A 15,053-nucleotide genomic window follows, 5' to 3' on the forward strand; every position below is an offset into this window, starting at 1 on the left:
TGTGACCCTGCTTCTCGTCGCCGATCCTGACCCAGCTCTGGTGGCGGGCGTCTCAGCCGAGCTGGAAGACCATGCGGTACGCGTGATCACATCGACGGACGGAGCGGAGGCGCTGCTCATCGCGGGGGCAGAACATCCGGACGCGGTACTCGCCGCGACCGCGCTGCCGACGATCGGAGGCGCCGCCTTCGTGCGGACCCTCGCGTCGCGTACAGGGATCCCGGTCGTCCTCGGAGTCTCGGCGGGTGACGGGCCGGCGGCGGCCGAAGCGCTCGCCGCCGGGGCCGCCGCCTGCGTGGCGCGACCGTACCGGGTGAGTGAGCTGCTGCCGATCCTGCTCGCGCTGCGCCCGGCCGAGGCGACCGGCCCGGTGCTCCAGGTGGGTACGCTGCGCCTGGACCCGGCGAGCCTGTCGGTGCAGTACGCCGACCGCCCGGTACGCCTGCCCATGCGCGAGCTGCGCCTGCTGCAGCTGCTGATGTCCAACGCGGACAAGGTGGTGACCCGGGAGCAGATCCACGACGCGGTGTGGGGCGGCGTGCAGAACTCGAACACGGTGACGGTGCACGTCCAGCGGCTGCGCCAGCGGCTGGGCGACGATCAGCACGATCCCCGGCTGATCCTCACCATCCGCGGCGTCGGCTACCGGCTGGTGCCGCCGGCCGCCTGAGCGCTGGTGAGGAACTCCGTCAGCGCCGCACCGTGCAACACCCGTAAGTCGTAGGGATCCGGGCCGGGAAGTGCCGTGGTCAGCACGCGTACGTCCCGGTCCGCCCCGACCAGCAGCAGGTTGCTGCGGGTCACCCCGCGCAGCACCTCCGTCTCGGCCACCACCGCGGTGTCGCGGAACTGCGCGCGAACCGAGGCGGCCAGGCCCTGCACGAAGAAGAGCGGCCGCCCGTCGATCACGTTCGCCACGTACAGGCCGCCCGGCGCCAGCGCCTCGTGCGCCAACCTTACGAAGGTGGGCGTCGTCACGTGCTGAGGCACCGCCGCGCCGGTGAAGATGTCCGCGATGATCACGTCGTACGCCTCCGCCGGCCCGTCCCGCAGGAAGTCCAGCGCGTCGGCGATCACGATGTCGACTCCTGCGTCCGGATGCAGCGGCAGGCGGGTCTGGACGATGTCGGACAGCAGGGCGTCCACCTCGACGACGGTCTGCTCCGAACCCGGCCGCAGCAGCGACAGCACCCGCGGCAGGGACATCGCGCCCCCGCCCAGATGCAGTACGCGCAGCGGAATCCCGCCCGGCATCAGCAGATCGATGATCTCGACGGTCCGGCGTACGTAGTCGAACGCGATGAGGACCGGGTCGGCGAGGTTGACGTGCGACTGGGGCATGCCGTTGAGCACCAGCGTCCAGGCGTCCGGCTCGTCGGGATCGGGTACCAGCTCGACGAGGCCGTTCTCGACGGCAAACGCTTCCCCCACGGAGGCCAGCGTAGCGGCACCCCTCTCGCCGTTTTGTCATACCCACGGCCGAGCATGGGTAGGTTGATGTGAACGAGCTATGACGGGAGTCGACCCGAATGATTGCCGAACTCAAGACCGTGGTGCTGGACGGCCCCGACATCGCCGGGCTGTCCGCCTTCTACCGCGGCCTGGCCGGCTGGACCGAGGCGTACGGCGACGACGAGTGGATCACCCTGACCACGAGCGACGGCTGGCGCGTGGGGCTGCAGCTCGCCCCCGACCACATCTCGCCGAAGTGGCCCGATCCGGCCCACCCCCAGCAGGCACACCTCGACCTGCGCGTACCGGACCTGGCGGCGGCGACGGCGAAGGCGGTCGAGCTGGGCGCGACCGTGCTGCGCGAGAACGAGACGTGGAACACCCTCGCCGACCCGGCCGGACACCCGTTCGACCTGGTCGCCAGGCCGGACGACCAGGTCGTCACGGTGGCCGGCGTGATGCTGGACTGCCCGGACGCCAAGGTGCTGAGCCACTTCTACGCCGAGGTCACCGGCAAGCCGCTCACCTACGAGGCCGACGGCATGGCCATGATCGGCAACGACGGCGAGCAGCCGCTGATGTTCCAGCAGATCGAGGAGTACCAGGCGCCGCGCTGGCCCGACCCGGCGTACCCGCAGCAGTACCACCTCGACTTCCTCGTGGACGACGTCGAGGCGGCCGAGCCCCAGGTGCTGGCGCTCGGCGCGACCAGGCTGCCCGGCGAGGGCGGCAACTGGCGCGTCTACGCCGACCCCGCCGGCAAGCCGTTCTGCCTGACCTGGAAGGCGCCCGAGTAGCCGCCGAGCGGCTCAGGAGATGGCGGCGCAGACGATCCCGGCGATCGCCAGGTTCGCCGCGCTGCTGACCCACACCGCCGGGTGAGGCTCGGGGTCGACGATGATCGCCCCGAGCTTCCCCGGCGTCAGCACGTCGACCAGCAGGAACGCGCCAGCCATGAGCAGCAGGCCGAGGACGCCGTAGACCGCGGTGGACACCAGCCCGACCCAGAACTCGTCGTACGTGGTGATGATCGAGGTGAACGCGATCGCGCCCACGCCGAGCAGTGCCGAGCTCAGGTACGCGGCCGCGTTCCGGTTGCGCTCGCTCCAGATCTGGTGCCGCAGCGGCCCCGGTGTCAGCAGGTCGACCAGGAGAAATCCGCCCGTCAGCAGCACCACGCCCACAGCTGTGAACGCGACCGAGCCGACCAGTCCGTCGAGGAGATGCGTCATGGCGCGACAGGCTAGTTGACCCGTTCAACTCTTTGCGACCCCCCTGTACGCTCGCCGGTCATGAAACATCCAGCGGGGAACCCTCGGGTGGGCGCCAAGCCCACGACGGAACGAAGACGGAGTCAGTACGTCGCGTACGGGATCATGGGCGCGGTCGTGCTGGCGTGCTGCGGCAGCGCCGGCTACCAGACGTTCTTCCAGCGCAAGACCTGCGTGGACCCGCGTACCTACCAGCGGATCGATCAGACGTACTGCGGCTCCGGCGGCACCGGCCGCTGGTACTACGGCGGCTCCGGCGGCCGGGGCATCGGCTCCAAGGTCAACGGAGGCTCCTTCGAACGCGGTGGCTTCGGCGGCCACTTCGGCGGCGGCAGCTGATCGTGAAACGCGTCACCTGCACCCCCCGGCCCGATTGGCGTACGACCGTCGAATCGCAGGGCCTCCTGTACGCCGTCATCCCCGACGACAACGGCCAGCCGGCCACGTACTGGGACGAATCGGCGTACTACGAGTTCACCTCGGCGGAGATCGACGACCTGGAGGAGACGGTCGCCGAACTGCACGAGATGTGCCTCGACACGGTCGCGGCGGTCATCGCCGACCGCCGGTACGCCGAATACGCCATCACCGACAAGCGTGTGATCGCCCTGATCGAGCGCTCCTGGGCGAACCGGGCCGAGGAGATCAGCCTGTACGGCCGCTTCGACCTGCGCTACGACGGCTCGGGCCCGGCCAGAATGCTGGAATACAACGCGGACACGCCGACCTCGCTCCTCGAAGCTGCCGGCCCCCAATGGTTCTGGCTCGAAGAACTGCACCCCGACGCCGACCAGTGGAACTCGCTGCACGAACGCCTCGTCGACGCCTGGCGCGCCTGGACCTGGCGGCTGTCGGCCGGGCCGGTCCACTTCGCGTACACCCTGGCGGACGAGATCGGCGAAGACTTCATGACCGCCACCTACCTGCAAGAATGCGCCGAACAGGCGGGGCTGCACGGAGTCACCCTGCCGGTCGAGGAGATCGGCTGGGACCCGGCCGGCCGCTTCGTCGACCAGCAGGACCGCGACATCAAGACCATCTTCAAGCTCTACCCGTGGGAATGGCTGGTCACCGACAGCTTCGGCGGCCGCGCACTCGACCTCGCGCTGTCCGGCCGCGGCCCCCGCTGGATCGAGCCCGCCTGGAAGATGCTCCTGTCGAACAAGGCCCTCCTGGCCCTGCTCTGGGAGCGCTACCCGGGACACCGCAACCTGCTCCCGGCGTACCTGGACGGGCCCCGGGACCTCGCCGTCCACGGCTACGTCGCCAAACCGCTCCTCGGCCGCGAAGGAGCCGGCGTACGCATCACCACGCCCGGCTTCACCGTCGGCGACCCGGCGCAGGACGACGGGCCGGTCTGCTACCAGGCCTTCCACGCCCTCCCCGAATTCGGCGGCCAGCGCCCGGTCCTCGGCGCCTGGGTGGTCGACGGCGAGCCCGCCGGCCTGGGCATCCGCGAGACGCCGGGGTTGATCACCGACGTGTCGGCAAGATTCGTGCCACACCTCATCGCGGGGTGAATGTGCAACGACGGACCGGATCAGGTACAGTTCGTACGCGCTGAGGGCGATTAGCTCAGCGGGAGAGCACTTCGTTCACACCGAAGGGGTCACTGGTTCGATCCCAGTATCGCCCACCGAAGAAACTGCACGTCAAACGCTCCTTGCGCCGATCTGGCGTAAGGAGCGTTTTCGGTTGGCCGCGGTTACCTGCCTTCGTCGCTTGCGGTGCCCTGCTCCTTGCGGCGGGCCCAGTCCTCGGCTGCCGTGAGCATGGTCTGGCCGAGATGGCCGAGGAGGTCGCTGGTGTCGGTCAGGCGCGCACCTGCGGGCGTGGCGGACCCGAGGATCGCGGCGCCCTGGGCGGCGAACTGGGCCAGGGCGATGTTCTGCTGGGCGCTGGCGATCCACGATCGGTACCAGACGTCGCCGTTGACGTGGTAGCGATCGTGGCGGGCGCCCGGCTCGCGCTCGCGCCGGGTCAGCTGCGCCTGTTCCAGATCGCCGATCGCCTTCGAGATCGTGGCCGGGCTGACGTTGAGCTGGGCGACGAGGTCGGCGGCGGTGAGGCTGCCATCGTCGGTTGTGTACAGACAGGCGAGGATGCCGGCGGCTACTCGGCCCAGTCCTGTTTGGGCGCTTACCTCGGTGAGCTGCGCCCGGAAAGTGCGGACGGCTTCGGGGTCGCGGCCGAACGCGGCCGCCCCCGCGATCGGTGCGTGAGGCGTGGCGGCGGGCTGGCGCTGGGCACGGGCGGCGGCGGTGTGGTGGGCGCGGTCGGCCTGGTAGGTCCGCGGGCCGCCGTTGCGCTGCACCTCACGGGTGATCGTCGAGGTGGGACGGGACAGCTCGCGGGCGATCTCCGCGTAGCCCAGCCGGCGGGCCAGGCCGGCGGCGATGCGGCGGCGGTCCTGCAGGGTGAGCCGTTCTCCAGGCATGCGCCGAGTATGCCGCCGCCCTCGCCTCGTCGCAACAATGCCGAGCATTAAGCGACATATCGTTGCAACGATTTGATGGGAACTAGCTCTACAAACGTTGCAATCATGAGGATTCAGGATTGCCCGAACACTGAATGCAACTTAGCTTTTGGTCATGACTGCTTTCCTGAAGCCCTGGCGCACCTGGCACCGCCCCCTGATGATCAACGTGTCCCTCATGCTCCTGCTCGTCGTGATCGCCGCCGTCGGGATCGTCGTCGACGACCGCGTCCTGCTCGGCGAGCCGGTGTGGGTGAAGCCGCTGAAGTTCGGGCTGGCCTTCACCCTCTACTCTGGTGCCCTCGCCTGGCTGCTGACCAAGCTGCGCAGGGCCCCCCGCCTCGGCTGGTGGACCGGCACCGTCTTCGCCTTCGCCGCGACTCTGGAGGTCGCCGGAATCACCGTGCAGGCAGCCCGCGGCACCTTCAGCCACTTCAACGCCAACTTCGCCGACCCTGTCACCGTCGCCATGACCCAGCTGTTCACCTACGGCGTCGCGGCCATCTTCCTCGCCCAGCTGGTGATCGCCGGAGTCGTACTCGCGCAGCGCTCCCTGTCCCGGCCGCTGACGCGGGCCATCCGCTACGGAATCAGCCTGGCCACCCTCGGCATGCTCGTCCCGGTCTGGTGGATGGTGACCAACGCCCACGAGCGAACCGTCACCGACGCCAACGGCACGAAGATCACGATGTACCAGGGGCACGGCGTCGGCGACCTCGACGGCCACGGGATGTTCCTGACCGACTGGAGCACCACCGGCGGCGACTTCCGCGTACCGCACTTCGTCGGCTTGCACGCCATCCACATCCTGCTGCTGACCGCCTTCGTCCTCGGCCGCCTCGCCCACAGGATCCCTGCACTGCGCGACGAGACCGTCCAGGCCCGTTTGATGATCGTCGCCGGCCTCGCGTACGCCGGGCTGTTCGCGGTCCTGGTATGGCAGACCGGACGGGGGCAGTCGCTGATCCATCCGGACGGTGCGACGCTGCTGGGCTTCGGAGGCGTCGCCGCCGTCGCCGTTGCCGGCACCGCGCTGGTACTGGGCCGCCGAAGCCCAGCAGCGCCGCGGCAGGTCCTGGTGGAGCAAGCGGCTCGTGGATAAGGCCGCGTCACTACGGGGAGGATCATCCGCTTCGCGTAGACGACCGTGCAGTGTGAAAGAGCTGTTCCGCAGCATCCTTAGCGGGACGCAGGACCCTTGCGTAGCTCGGCGATCCTGGCGCGGGTGTCGGCAGGCGATTCCGGGTGCGCGCGCTCGACCTCGGCCCGCACGTCGGCCACGGACCGGCCGGCGAGTTCCCGACGCCAGGCGAGGTCGGCGCCCCGCATCGCCTGGGCGAACGCGCAGGACTGCCGGTAGTCGACGCCCGCGTGCTGCCCCGGGCCCTTGTCGAGGATCTGGTCGCACCGGAACAGGTCCTCGGCCCCTTCGATCGCGGTCACGACGTCCAGCAGCGAGATCGCCTCGGCGGCCCGGCCCAGTCGGAAACCGCCTCGCGGGCCGGGCGTCGACGTCAGGATCCCGGCGCGAGCCAGGGCTTGGAGCTGCTTGTTCAGGTACGCCGGCGGCAGCTCGTAGAACGCCGCGAGGGTGTCGGTCGGCACCGGGGTGTCCAGCCAGCTCAGGTTGAGGCATGTGTGCAAGGCCCATTCGACGCCCTGGCTCATCCGCATATCTGGACTCTACATGTCCAGAACTTGTGACGGCGGCCACGATCATCTTGTGCGGAGGAATCCTGGACATCTAATGTCCAGATATCACGTTCGAGCACAACGGAAGTTCGAGCACAGCAGAAGTTCGAAAACAGCGAAGGAGCCCCCGATGACCCTCGTACGCGCAGCCCAGGCCGAAGTCCTCGACGCCGACCCGACGAGCGTGATCACCCTGCTGTTCGATCACGAACACACCGGCGGCGCTCTCACCAGCAACCGCACGCTGCTGAAGGACGGCACCGAGGGCGCCCCGCCGCACCGGCACACCCACTCCGGCGAGCTGTTCTTCATCCTCGACGGGGCCTTGGAGATGCTCGTCGGAGAGGAGCTGCGTACCCTGCACAAGGGCGACGCGCTCTTCGTCGCGCCGAACACGACCCACGCCTTCGCCCCGGCGCCCGGGCACGATGCCGACTTCCTGGTCGTGATCACTCCGGGCAAGCCGCGGTTCGACTACTACCGCCTCCTCGACCGGGTGCACAACGGTGAGGCCACCTGGCAGCAGGTCGGCGAGACCCAGGACCTCTACGACAACCACTACGCCGAGAGTCCCGTGTGGGCGGACCGCGCGGCCGAGTAGGGCTCCGGCCCGTCCGACCAGGACCGGCGGCCGAAGTGGGCCGCCGGTCCCGCCTACTTGGTGCGTTTGCGGGCGGCGAACGACTCCCGGCGTACCGTGAGCTTCTTGCCCTTGACGGTGCTGTTGCGCAACGCGCTGATCACGTCGTCGGCCGCCCCGGCGGGCACCTCGACCAGCGAGAAGCGGTCGGTGATCTCGATCGCCCCGATGTCGCGCCCGCTGAGTCCTGCCTCGTTGGCGATCGCGCCGACGAGGTCCTGGGGGCGGATGTTCGCCCGCCGTCCGAGGCCGAAGAACAGCTTCACGGTGCCACCGCCGCCCGAGCGGGGGGCGCTCTTGCCGCCGCGTCGTTCGGGTTCGTCGCGCCGCGGCTTGCGACTGACCGAGTCGGACTGGTCGGGGATCTCCTGCTCGTCGATCTCGTTGCCGCTGCTCTGGTGCGCGAGCTGCACCGCCGCGAGCGCGATGTCGACGATGTCGAATTCGTCGCCGAGCGACTCGACCACGACCCGGAACTGCTCCAGGCCGTCCCCGGCGACCAGAGCCTCCTGCAGGGCGGCGCGGGTCATCTCGAGCCGCCGCGTACGCAGATCCGCGACCGTGGGCAGCTTCTCGATCGTGAAGCGTTGCTTGGTGGTCTGCTCGATCGTCTTGAGCATGCGGTGCTCGCGCGGCTCGGCGAGGGTGATCGCCACGCCTTCGCGGCCGGCGCGCCCGACGCGGCCGATGCGGTGGACGTACGCCTCGGCGGCCGAGGGCACGTTGTAGTTGACCACGTGGGTCAGCAGGTCGATGTCGAGGCCGCGCGCGGCGACGTCGGTGGCGATGAGCAGGTCGGTGGTGCCGGCCCGCATCCGGGCCATCACCCGGTCGCGCTGGTCCTGGCTCATGCCGCCGTGCAGCGGCTCGGCACGGTAGCCGCGGCCGTTGAGCGTCTCCGTGAGCTGGTCCACCTCTTCCCGGGTGCGGCAGAAGACGATCGCCGCCGCCGGCGACTCGGTGTCGAGGATCCGGCCCAACGCTGCGGGCTTGTGTGCGCGGGCAACCATGTACGCGCTCTGGCGGACCTTCGGGGCCTCGCCGGGAGTCGTCTCCTGCCGGCCCATCTCGATGCGTACCGGGTCGCGCAGGTAGCGCCGGGCCAGGGCGGCGATCCGCGCGGGCATGGTGGCCGAGAAGAGCACGGTCTGCCGCTGGTCGCTGGTCTCGTCGAGGATCGCCTCGATGTCCTCGACGAAGCCCATGTCCAGCATCTCGTCGGCCTCGTCGAGCACCACCGTCGTGACCTCGCCGAGGTCCAGCGTGCCGCGGTTGATGTGGTCGATGGCCCGGCCCGGCGTGGCGATGATGACGTCGACGCCGCGCGACAGCGCCTGCAGCTGCCGCCCGATCGGCTGGCCGCCGTAGATCGGCAGCACCCGGACGCCCAGGTCGCGACCGTAGCGGTGGAACGCCTGGGAGACCTGCACGGCGAGTTCCCGGGTGGGCACCAGCACCAGCGCCACCGGTTTGACTCCCCGGTCACCTTCGGCGAGCCGCTGCAGGATCGGCAGCGCGAACGCCGCGGTCTTGCCCGTGCCGGTGGCCGCCTGGCCGAGCACGTCGCTGCCGGCCGCGATCGGCGGGATCGACTCGCGCTGGATCGGCGTCGGCTCCTCGTAGCCGAGATCCGCCAGGGCCTTGAGCAGCTCCGACCGCAGTGCCAGATCGGCGAAGGACACCGATTCCTGCGACTGGCTCATCGCCATCATCTCCTGCCCTGTAGACGCAACAGGGTATTGTCCCAGGTCATCATCGCAGCCCTGCCGTCAGGCCACTGCTCGATCGTCAGGTACCGGCGGGCGTACCGGTTGTCGATACGTGGTCGATGGTCCGTTTCATCGCGATGACTAGTATCGGATCGTGCCCTTGACCGCCGAGGACGTCGACCGGTTCGAGGCCTCCCGCCCGCGCCTGGAGGCCATCGCGTACCGGCTGCTCGGCTCGGCGGCGGAGGCGGAGGACGTCGTGCAGGAGACGTTCCTGCGCTGGCACGCCACGGACGTCGGGCGCATCGAGGTCCCCGAGGCCTGGCTGACCAAGGTTCTCACCAACCTCTGCCTCAACCAGCTCACCTCCGCGCGCGTACGCCGGGAGACGTATGTCGGGCAATGGCTTCCGGAGCCGCTGCTGGCCGGGGACCCCATGCTCGGCCCGGCCGACACCGCCGAGCAGCGCGAATCCGTCTCGTACGCCGTCCTCGCCCTCATGGAGCGGCTGTCGCCCAACGAGCGGGCGGTGTACGTGCTGCGCGAGGCGTTCGACTACTCGCACCGGGAGATCGCGGACATCCTCGACGTCAGCGAGGCCGCCAGCCAGCAGATCTTCCACCGGGCGAAGAAGCACGTCGCGGACGGCCCGGCACGTACCGAGATCGACGCGGCCACGGCCCGGCGGATCGTCGAGGAGTTCCTGGCCGCCGCCGTCAGCGGCCGGACCGAGCCGCTCGTACGCCTGCTCACCTCAGACGCCGTGTCGATCGGCGACGGCGGGGGGAAGATCCCGGCGCGGGCCAAGGTGGTCGAGGGTGCCGTCGCGGTGGCGAAGTTCCTGCGGGGCCTGTTCCAGCCCGCCGAGGCCAAACGGGCCGTGATCGGCGGCTCGCCGGGTGTCTACATCTCGTCCGCCAACGGCGATCCCGCCGTCGTGGCGGTCCTCGACGGCCGGGTCGTCGGCATCATGTGCCTGGAGATCACCGCCGACGGCATCGCCGGGTTCCGCAACCAGGTCAACCCCGACAAGCTCGAACGCGCGACCGCTCACTGGGCGGCCGCCGATCACGGGGAACCCCTGTTCGTCGCGTACTGATCGGCGAGTGATCCGCTTCACAGCCGTTCCTGTCAGGAAACCGTGGGCCGCCCGGTTCAAGGGGCGAAACCACCTGAGACAGGAGCACGGAAATGTCACATCGCATCATCGTCCTCGGGGCCGGCTACAGCGGAGCCATCGCCGCCGGCCGGCTCGCCAAGCGCCTGCACCGTGAGGACGTCGCCATCACCCTCGTCAACGCCGAACCCGACTTCGTGGAACGCGTACGCATGCACCAGCTGGCGACCGGCCAGGACCTCACTCCCCGGCCGTTCGCCGAGATGTTCGCCGGTACCGGTGTCGAGCTGAAGCTGGCGAAGGTGACCGGCGTCGACGTCGACCACAAGACCGTCGCCGTCGTCGACGAGAACGGTGCCGGGCAGCTGTCCTACGACACGCTCGTCTATGCCCTCGGCAGCGGCTGGAACACTCGGGGCGTACCGGGAACCGCCGAGCACGCGTACGAGCTCGCGAGCCGCCCCGGCGCGCTCCGGCTGCGCGAGCGCCTGGCCCGCCTCGGCGCCGGGCAGCGGGTGGTCGTCGTCGGCGGCGGGCTGACCGGGCTGGAGGCCGCGACCGAGATCGCCGAAGCCCGCCCGGACCTCGACGTGGCGCTCGCCGCCCGTGGTGAGCTCGGCGACTGGCTCTCGCCCAACGGCCGCCGGCATCTGCGCAAGGTCGTCGGCAAGCTGGGGATCACGGTCCACGAGCACGCCGCCGTCACCGGCGTCGAGGCCGGCCGGGTCGCCCTCGCCGAGGGCGAGGCCATCCCGGCCGAAGTCACCGTCTGGACCACGGGCTTCGCGGTCCACCCGATCGCCCAGGCGACGGACCTGCGGGTCACCGGCGCCGGCCGCATCGTGGTCGACGAGACCATGCGTTCCGTCTCCCACCCCGACGTGTACGCGATCGGCGACGCCGCCTCGGCCATGGGCGCGGGGAACAAGCCGCTGCGGATGTCGTGCGCCTCGGGTACGCCGATGGCCTGGCAGGCCGCCGACGCGATCGCGGCCCGCCTGACCGGCCGGAAGATCCCGAAGGCGCCGCTCGGCTACTTCAACCAGTGCATCTCGCTCGGCCGCAAGGAGGGGCTGATCCAGTACGTCACCTCCGACGACCGGGCGGTGCGGGCGGTCCTGACCGGCCGGTTCGCCGCGCTCTACAAGGAGCTCGTCTGCAAGGGCGCGGCCTGGGGCGTCGCCCACCCGACGCTGGGGCTGCCGGTCCGGCGCCACCGCGTCACGCGGGAGCAGGTCACGTCGGGCGAGGCCGTTCGGGCGGTCGCATAGCCGCACGCACTTCGCCGGGCATGCAACCCCGCGATGCACGGCAGCGTAGATAACGCATGACGTGGACGTCGGAGTTCTCCGACTATTTCGCCGCCCGGGCCGGGCGGTTAAGGCGGGTCGCGTACGCGCTCTGCGGCGACTGGCATCTCGCGGAAGACCTCGTCCAGCAGGCGTTCCTTCAGCTGTACCGGCACTGGAAACGGTTGGACCCTACGACGATCGACGCGTACGCGCGCCGGACGCTCATCAACGCGTACCTCTCGATGCAGCGCAAGCGCCGCCACGAGCTGGTGACGGCGGACCTGCCCGAGCCGCCGCCGGGGTCGGGTGTGGACGTCGCCGCGCGGCTGGACATGCGGCGGGCCCTGGACACGTTGCCGCCCCGGCAGCGGGTGCTGGTCGTCCTGCGCCACCTGGAGGACGTCTCGGTCGCGGAGGCGGCGGAGATCCTCGGCATCGCCGAGGGAACCGTGAAGAGCCAGACGGCACACGGCCTGGCGAAGCTGCGCGGGGCGCTCGGCGCCGCGCCGATCGTGGGAGAACTCGGATGAGCGCCGACGAGCTGTACGCGTACGTCACGACGGACGAGCCGTCCATGGTTCTGACCGCGGACAGGGTGCTGGCGCTGGGCCGGCGCCGGAAGCGCAACCGGTTGCTCGGCTCGATCGGCGGCGGCACGGCGGTCGCTGTGGCGGCGCTGGTCTTCTGGGCGCAGCTGCCGGGGCCGGCCGACCCGGTGGTACCGGCGGCCGCCTGCCTGCGGGAGGTGCCGGTCGACCGGCAGGCGGCGGGTGACGTGACCGTCGACCCGCTGGCCTCCTCGACACGCCCGCCGACCCCCGCGACGGTAACCGACCAGATGCTGAACCAGGTCGGCTGCACGATGGTCCACGCGGTGAAACGCCTGCTCCCCGGTACGCGTTTCTATCCACACGAGGTCCGCGCGGCGGCTGCCTTCCAGCCGTTCTGGTTCGGCCCTGACCACCCGCGTAACGATCAGGACGGCGGGATCGAATCGGTCGGCCGGGTACCAGGTCTGGGCCTGATCGCCGTGGTCGTGGGTGACCGCGACTCCAGCAACCCGCCACCGACGCAGGAAGAACTCCGAACGGACTCCTCCTGGCAGAAGCGCCAGAACGTCGAGCGGACGCAGTTCGCCGACGGCTCGGTGCTCCTGAGCTACCAGGAATTCACCACATTGGACGACCTGGTCCTCATGAAGCAGCGCATCGTCGAGTTCTGGACCGGACACACCCATGTCCTTGCCACGTCCACCGACCTCCTGGTGGCCGCTTTCGCGGACGCCACCCCCAACTCCGTCTCGGGTACGCCGCCGCTCACCATCGCCCAGCTGGAAGAACTGGCTCAGGACCCGGGCTTCGCCGTCTTCGGCTGAACAACGGAAACTTCTCCGGATAGGTCTGGGGGTGCCACGCGTCTGTAGAGGTGAGACAAAGAACCGCGAAGGGAAGAGCGTGGAAGATGACGCCAGGACGAGGTTCGCAGAGTTCGCGGCGGCGCGTACGCCGGCCCTGATCCGGGTGGCCTACCTGCTGACCGGGGACCAGCACTCGGCCGAGGACCTGGTCCAGTCGGCGCTCGCCAAGACCTACGCCCGGTGGAGCCGGCTGCGGCACGCGGATCCCGAGGGATACGTGCGCACGGCCATGCACCGGGAGCAGATCAGCTGGTGGCGACGGCTGGCGACGATGCGCCGGTCGATGCCCGCCGTGGTGTCCGACGGGGTGGTCTCCGACCACAGCGCGGACACCGACCTGCGGCTGGCGCTGCGGGACGCGCTGCGGCGCCTACCGCCGGCCCAGCGCTCCGTCATCGTCCTGCGTTACTTCGAAGATCTCACCGAGAGCCAGGTCGCAGAGATTCTGGGTTGTTCCGTCGGCACTGTCCGAAGCCGGAACAACCGGGCTGTGACGCGGCTGCGGGAACTACTGCCGGCCGCCGAATTCTCGCTGGAGACGATCACGCCATGAGCACACCCTTCGAGGCTCTCCTCCGTTCCACCCTGTCCGAGATCGCCGAGGAGGCAATCCCTGTGAACCTGACAAGCCGCGCCCACGCCCAGGCCGAGAAGAGGCGTACCGTCCGGGTGATCACGATCGCGGTCACCGCCGGTGTCGCGGTGCTGATCGGTACCCCGCTCGCCTTCGCCGCCGCCGAGCACGCGGTCACACCGGCCGCGCCGTCGCCCTCGCCGTCGGCGATCGTGACGCCGACGGTGAAGCCGACCCCGTCGGACTACCCGACGGCGGCCCCCTCGCCCTCCAGCCCGGGCAACCTCCCGTCCCCGTCGCCCTCCGACCCCGGGAACTTCCCGTCGCCGTCCCCGTCGCCCAAACACCACAAGCACTAGAACAGCTGGCCCTGAAACAGCTCGGTGCCAACCTCCGGGCGGTCTGAATCGATCTTCAGACCGCCCTTTCGCGTACGCCTGCCGGCCGTCTCGACAGCGTGCGGCCATGATCCCTAAACTCCGGTGCTCGTGACCCTCCGTAAAGCAAGCCTGCTCGGCGCCGTGCTTCTCCTGCTCACGGCCTGCTCGCCGGCCACCACTCCGGTCTCGTGGTCGGTTCCGCCGTCTCCGTCTCCGTCCGCGTCTTCGTCGCCGTCGGCGTCGCGGGCCGTGCCGCCGCGGGCGGGCACCTGCCACGCGCGGGCCGTGGACCAGACGGCCGGCAGCGCGGACAACGAGGCGGTCGACTGCGCCGGCGGCCATCTCGCGGAGACCGTCTACGTCGGCCAGGTGACCGGCGCCGAGGCGAGTCCGCCGGTGCTGACGCGGTCGGCCACCGGGGCCTCGGCCGCCGGCCAGTCCCGGCTGTACGCGAAGTGTGACCAGCAGGCGACGGCGTACATGGGGCATGTGTGGGTGGATCCGCGGCTCGACCTGCGGGTCGTCCTCCCGGACGCGGCCGGGTGGCAGGCCGGTGCCCGGTGGTTTCGCTGCGATCTCGTCCAGCGTGAGCCGATGACCGACGCCCGGCTGGACGAGGCCCGGTCCGGCAGTCTGAAGGCGCATCCGCTGCCCCCGCTGTGCTTCAACCGGGACGCGAACGACACCTGGAACCCGGTCACGTGCACGACTATCCACACCGGCGAGTACGTCGGCGCCTTCCTGCACGCGCCGGCCGCCTCGGACCCGCTGAACGCCGACTCCGACGCCGTCTTCCAGCGCTGCTACGGCGTCGCCGCGGCGTACATGAAGGTGAGCGGGTCGCGTGCCGAGGAACTCGTCAGCATGTCGGCGGTCTACCAGGACGACTTCGAGTTCTGGCCGTCCGGCCGCCGGTACGTCGGCTGCTTCGTCGTGGCGGACAAGCTCGTCAACGGCACCGTCGCGGGGCGTGGCGGCAAGGGCCTCTAACGGACCGGGGCGCCGGTGGCGCGGGACGCGATGAGGCCTCGTC

Annotated in this window: 18 protein-coding genes and 1 tRNA gene; 14 read left to right on the forward strand and 5 right to left on the reverse strand. The window is 70.1% G+C overall.

Annotated features, from left to right (window positions below; translation table 11 throughout):
* Position 1: 1 nt before the first annotated feature.
* A complete protein-coding gene (locus G401_RS0125390) occupies positions 2-670 on the forward strand; it encodes a winged helix-turn-helix transcriptional regulator (RefSeq protein ID WP_027344684.1) in 669 nt (222 codons plus the stop codon).
* Here the strand turns inward: G401_RS0125390 and G401_RS48365 are convergent.
* Positions 643-1,431 (reverse strand): spermidine synthase, encoded by a 789-nt coding sequence (locus tag G401_RS48365; RefSeq protein ID WP_051367142.1) that lies wholly within the window; start codon positions 1,429-1,431, stop codon positions 643-645. The two genes, G401_RS0125390 and G401_RS48365, sit on opposite strands and share 28 nt — an antisense overlap.
* Before the next feature lie 98 nt (positions 1,432-1,529).
* Between G401_RS48365 and G401_RS0125400 the strand changes: the two genes are divergently transcribed.
* Positions 1,530-2,249, forward strand: a complete 720-nt coding sequence (locus G401_RS0125400) for a VOC family protein (RefSeq protein WP_027344685.1) — start codon at positions 1,530-1,532, stop codon at positions 2,247-2,249.
* 12 nt (positions 2,250-2,261) lie between these two features.
* On the opposite strand, the gene G401_RS0125405 is transcribed toward G401_RS0125400, so the two are convergent.
* Positions 2,262-2,684 carry a DUF350 domain-containing protein gene (locus G401_RS0125405; RefSeq protein WP_027344686.1) on the reverse strand — a complete coding sequence of 141 codons (423 nt, stop codon included), beginning with the start codon at positions 2,682-2,684 and terminating at the stop codon, positions 2,262-2,264.
* Between the two features lie 60 nt (positions 2,685-2,744).
* Here G401_RS0125405 and G401_RS0125410 point away from each other — a divergent pair, with 60 nt between their 5' ends.
* From G401_RS0125410 to G401_RS0125420, 3 genes are all read left to right on the forward strand, one after another.
* Positions 2,745-3,062, forward strand: coding sequence for a hypothetical protein (locus G401_RS0125410; RefSeq protein ID WP_064741851.1), 318 nt, complete (start codon positions 2,745-2,747; stop codon positions 3,060-3,062).
* Between the two features lie 2 nt (positions 3,063-3,064).
* A complete protein-coding gene (locus G401_RS0125415; protein WP_027344688.1) occupies positions 3,065-4,243 on the forward strand; it encodes a glutathionylspermidine synthase family protein in 1,179 nt (392 codons plus the stop codon).
* A gap of 44 nt (positions 4,244-4,287) precedes the next feature.
* Positions 4,288-4,359, forward strand: a tRNA-Val gene (locus tag G401_RS0125420).
* 69 nt (positions 4,360-4,428) lie between these two features.
* Here the strand turns inward: G401_RS0125420 and G401_RS48370 are convergent.
* Positions 4,429-5,160: a GbsR/MarR family transcriptional regulator gene (locus G401_RS48370; RefSeq protein WP_051367143.1), complete on the reverse strand. Its 732-nt coding sequence runs from the start codon at positions 5,158-5,160 to the stop codon at positions 4,429-4,431.
* A gap of 154 nt (positions 5,161-5,314) precedes the next feature.
* Here G401_RS48370 and G401_RS0125430 point away from each other — a divergent pair, with 154 nt between their 5' ends.
* Complete coding sequence (locus G401_RS0125430; protein ID WP_027344689.1) at positions 5,315-6,301, forward strand: hypothetical protein; 987 nt, start codon at positions 5,315-5,317, stop codon at positions 6,299-6,301.
* Positions 6,302-6,378: 77 nt separating this feature from the next.
* On the opposite strand, the gene G401_RS0125435 is transcribed toward G401_RS0125430, so the two are convergent.
* On the reverse strand, positions 6,379-6,873 hold the full coding sequence (locus G401_RS0125435; protein WP_034593094.1) for an RrF2 family transcriptional regulator: 495 nt from the start codon (positions 6,871-6,873) through the stop codon (positions 6,379-6,381).
* 148 nt (positions 6,874-7,021) lie between these two features.
* Between G401_RS0125435 and G401_RS0125440 the strand changes: the two genes are divergently transcribed.
* The gene (locus G401_RS0125440) at positions 7,022-7,492 is read left to right on the forward strand and encodes a cupin domain-containing protein (RefSeq protein ID WP_027344691.1); all 471 of its coding nucleotides are present in this window, start codon (positions 7,022-7,024) and stop codon (positions 7,490-7,492) included.
* 53 nt (positions 7,493-7,545) lie between these two features.
* Here G401_RS0125440 and G401_RS0125445 read toward each other — a convergent pair whose 3' ends face one another.
* Positions 7,546-9,234 carry a DEAD/DEAH box helicase gene (locus G401_RS0125445; protein ID WP_407636944.1) on the reverse strand — a complete coding sequence of 563 codons (1,689 nt, stop codon included), beginning with the start codon at positions 9,232-9,234 and terminating at the stop codon, positions 7,546-7,548.
* A 160-nt stretch (positions 9,235-9,394) separates the two neighbouring features.
* Between G401_RS0125445 and G401_RS0125450 the strand changes: the two genes are divergently transcribed.
* The 7 genes from G401_RS0125450 (at position 9,395) to G401_RS0125480 (ending at position 15,010) form a co-directional block, all read left to right on the forward strand.
* A complete protein-coding gene (locus G401_RS0125450) occupies positions 9,395-10,339 on the forward strand; it encodes an RNA polymerase sigma-70 factor (RefSeq protein WP_027344693.1) in 945 nt (314 codons plus the stop codon).
* A 92-nt stretch (positions 10,340-10,431) separates the two neighbouring features.
* Complete coding sequence (locus G401_RS0125455; RefSeq protein WP_027344694.1) at positions 10,432-11,628, forward strand: NAD(P)/FAD-dependent oxidoreductase; 1,197 nt, start codon at positions 10,432-10,434, stop codon at positions 11,626-11,628.
* A 56-nt stretch (positions 11,629-11,684) separates the two neighbouring features.
* Positions 11,685-12,179, forward strand: coding sequence for a SigE family RNA polymerase sigma factor (locus G401_RS0125460; RefSeq protein ID WP_027344695.1), 495 nt, complete (start codon positions 11,685-11,687; stop codon positions 12,177-12,179).
* On the forward strand, positions 12,176-13,024 hold the full coding sequence (locus G401_RS57895) for a hypothetical protein (RefSeq protein ID WP_027344696.1): 849 nt from the start codon (positions 12,176-12,178) through the stop codon (positions 13,022-13,024). The genes G401_RS0125460 and G401_RS57895 overlap by 4 nt, the downstream gene beginning before the upstream one ends.
* A gap of 79 nt (positions 13,025-13,103) precedes the next feature.
* Entirely contained in the window at positions 13,104-13,619 is a 516-nt protein-coding gene (locus tag G401_RS0125470) for a SigE family RNA polymerase sigma factor (RefSeq protein WP_027344697.1), read from the forward strand.
* The gene (locus G401_RS53315; RefSeq protein ID WP_051367144.1) at positions 13,616-13,999 is read left to right on the forward strand and encodes a hypothetical protein; all 384 of its coding nucleotides are present in this window, start codon (positions 13,616-13,618) and stop codon (positions 13,997-13,999) included. Before G401_RS0125470 ends, G401_RS53315 begins: the two co-directional genes overlap by 4 nt.
* Positions 14,000-14,128: 129 nt before the next feature.
* On the forward strand, positions 14,129-15,010 hold the full coding sequence (locus tag G401_RS0125480) for a septum formation family protein (protein ID WP_169734250.1): 882 nt from the start codon (positions 14,129-14,131) through the stop codon (positions 15,008-15,010).
* The last annotated feature ends 43 nt before the right edge of the window (positions 15,011-15,053 follow it).

This window comes from Hamadaea tsunoensis DSM 44101, assembly GCF_000428945.1.
GTDB classification, from domain to species: domain Bacteria; phylum Actinomycetota; class Actinomycetes; order Mycobacteriales; family Micromonosporaceae; genus Hamadaea; species Hamadaea tsunoensis.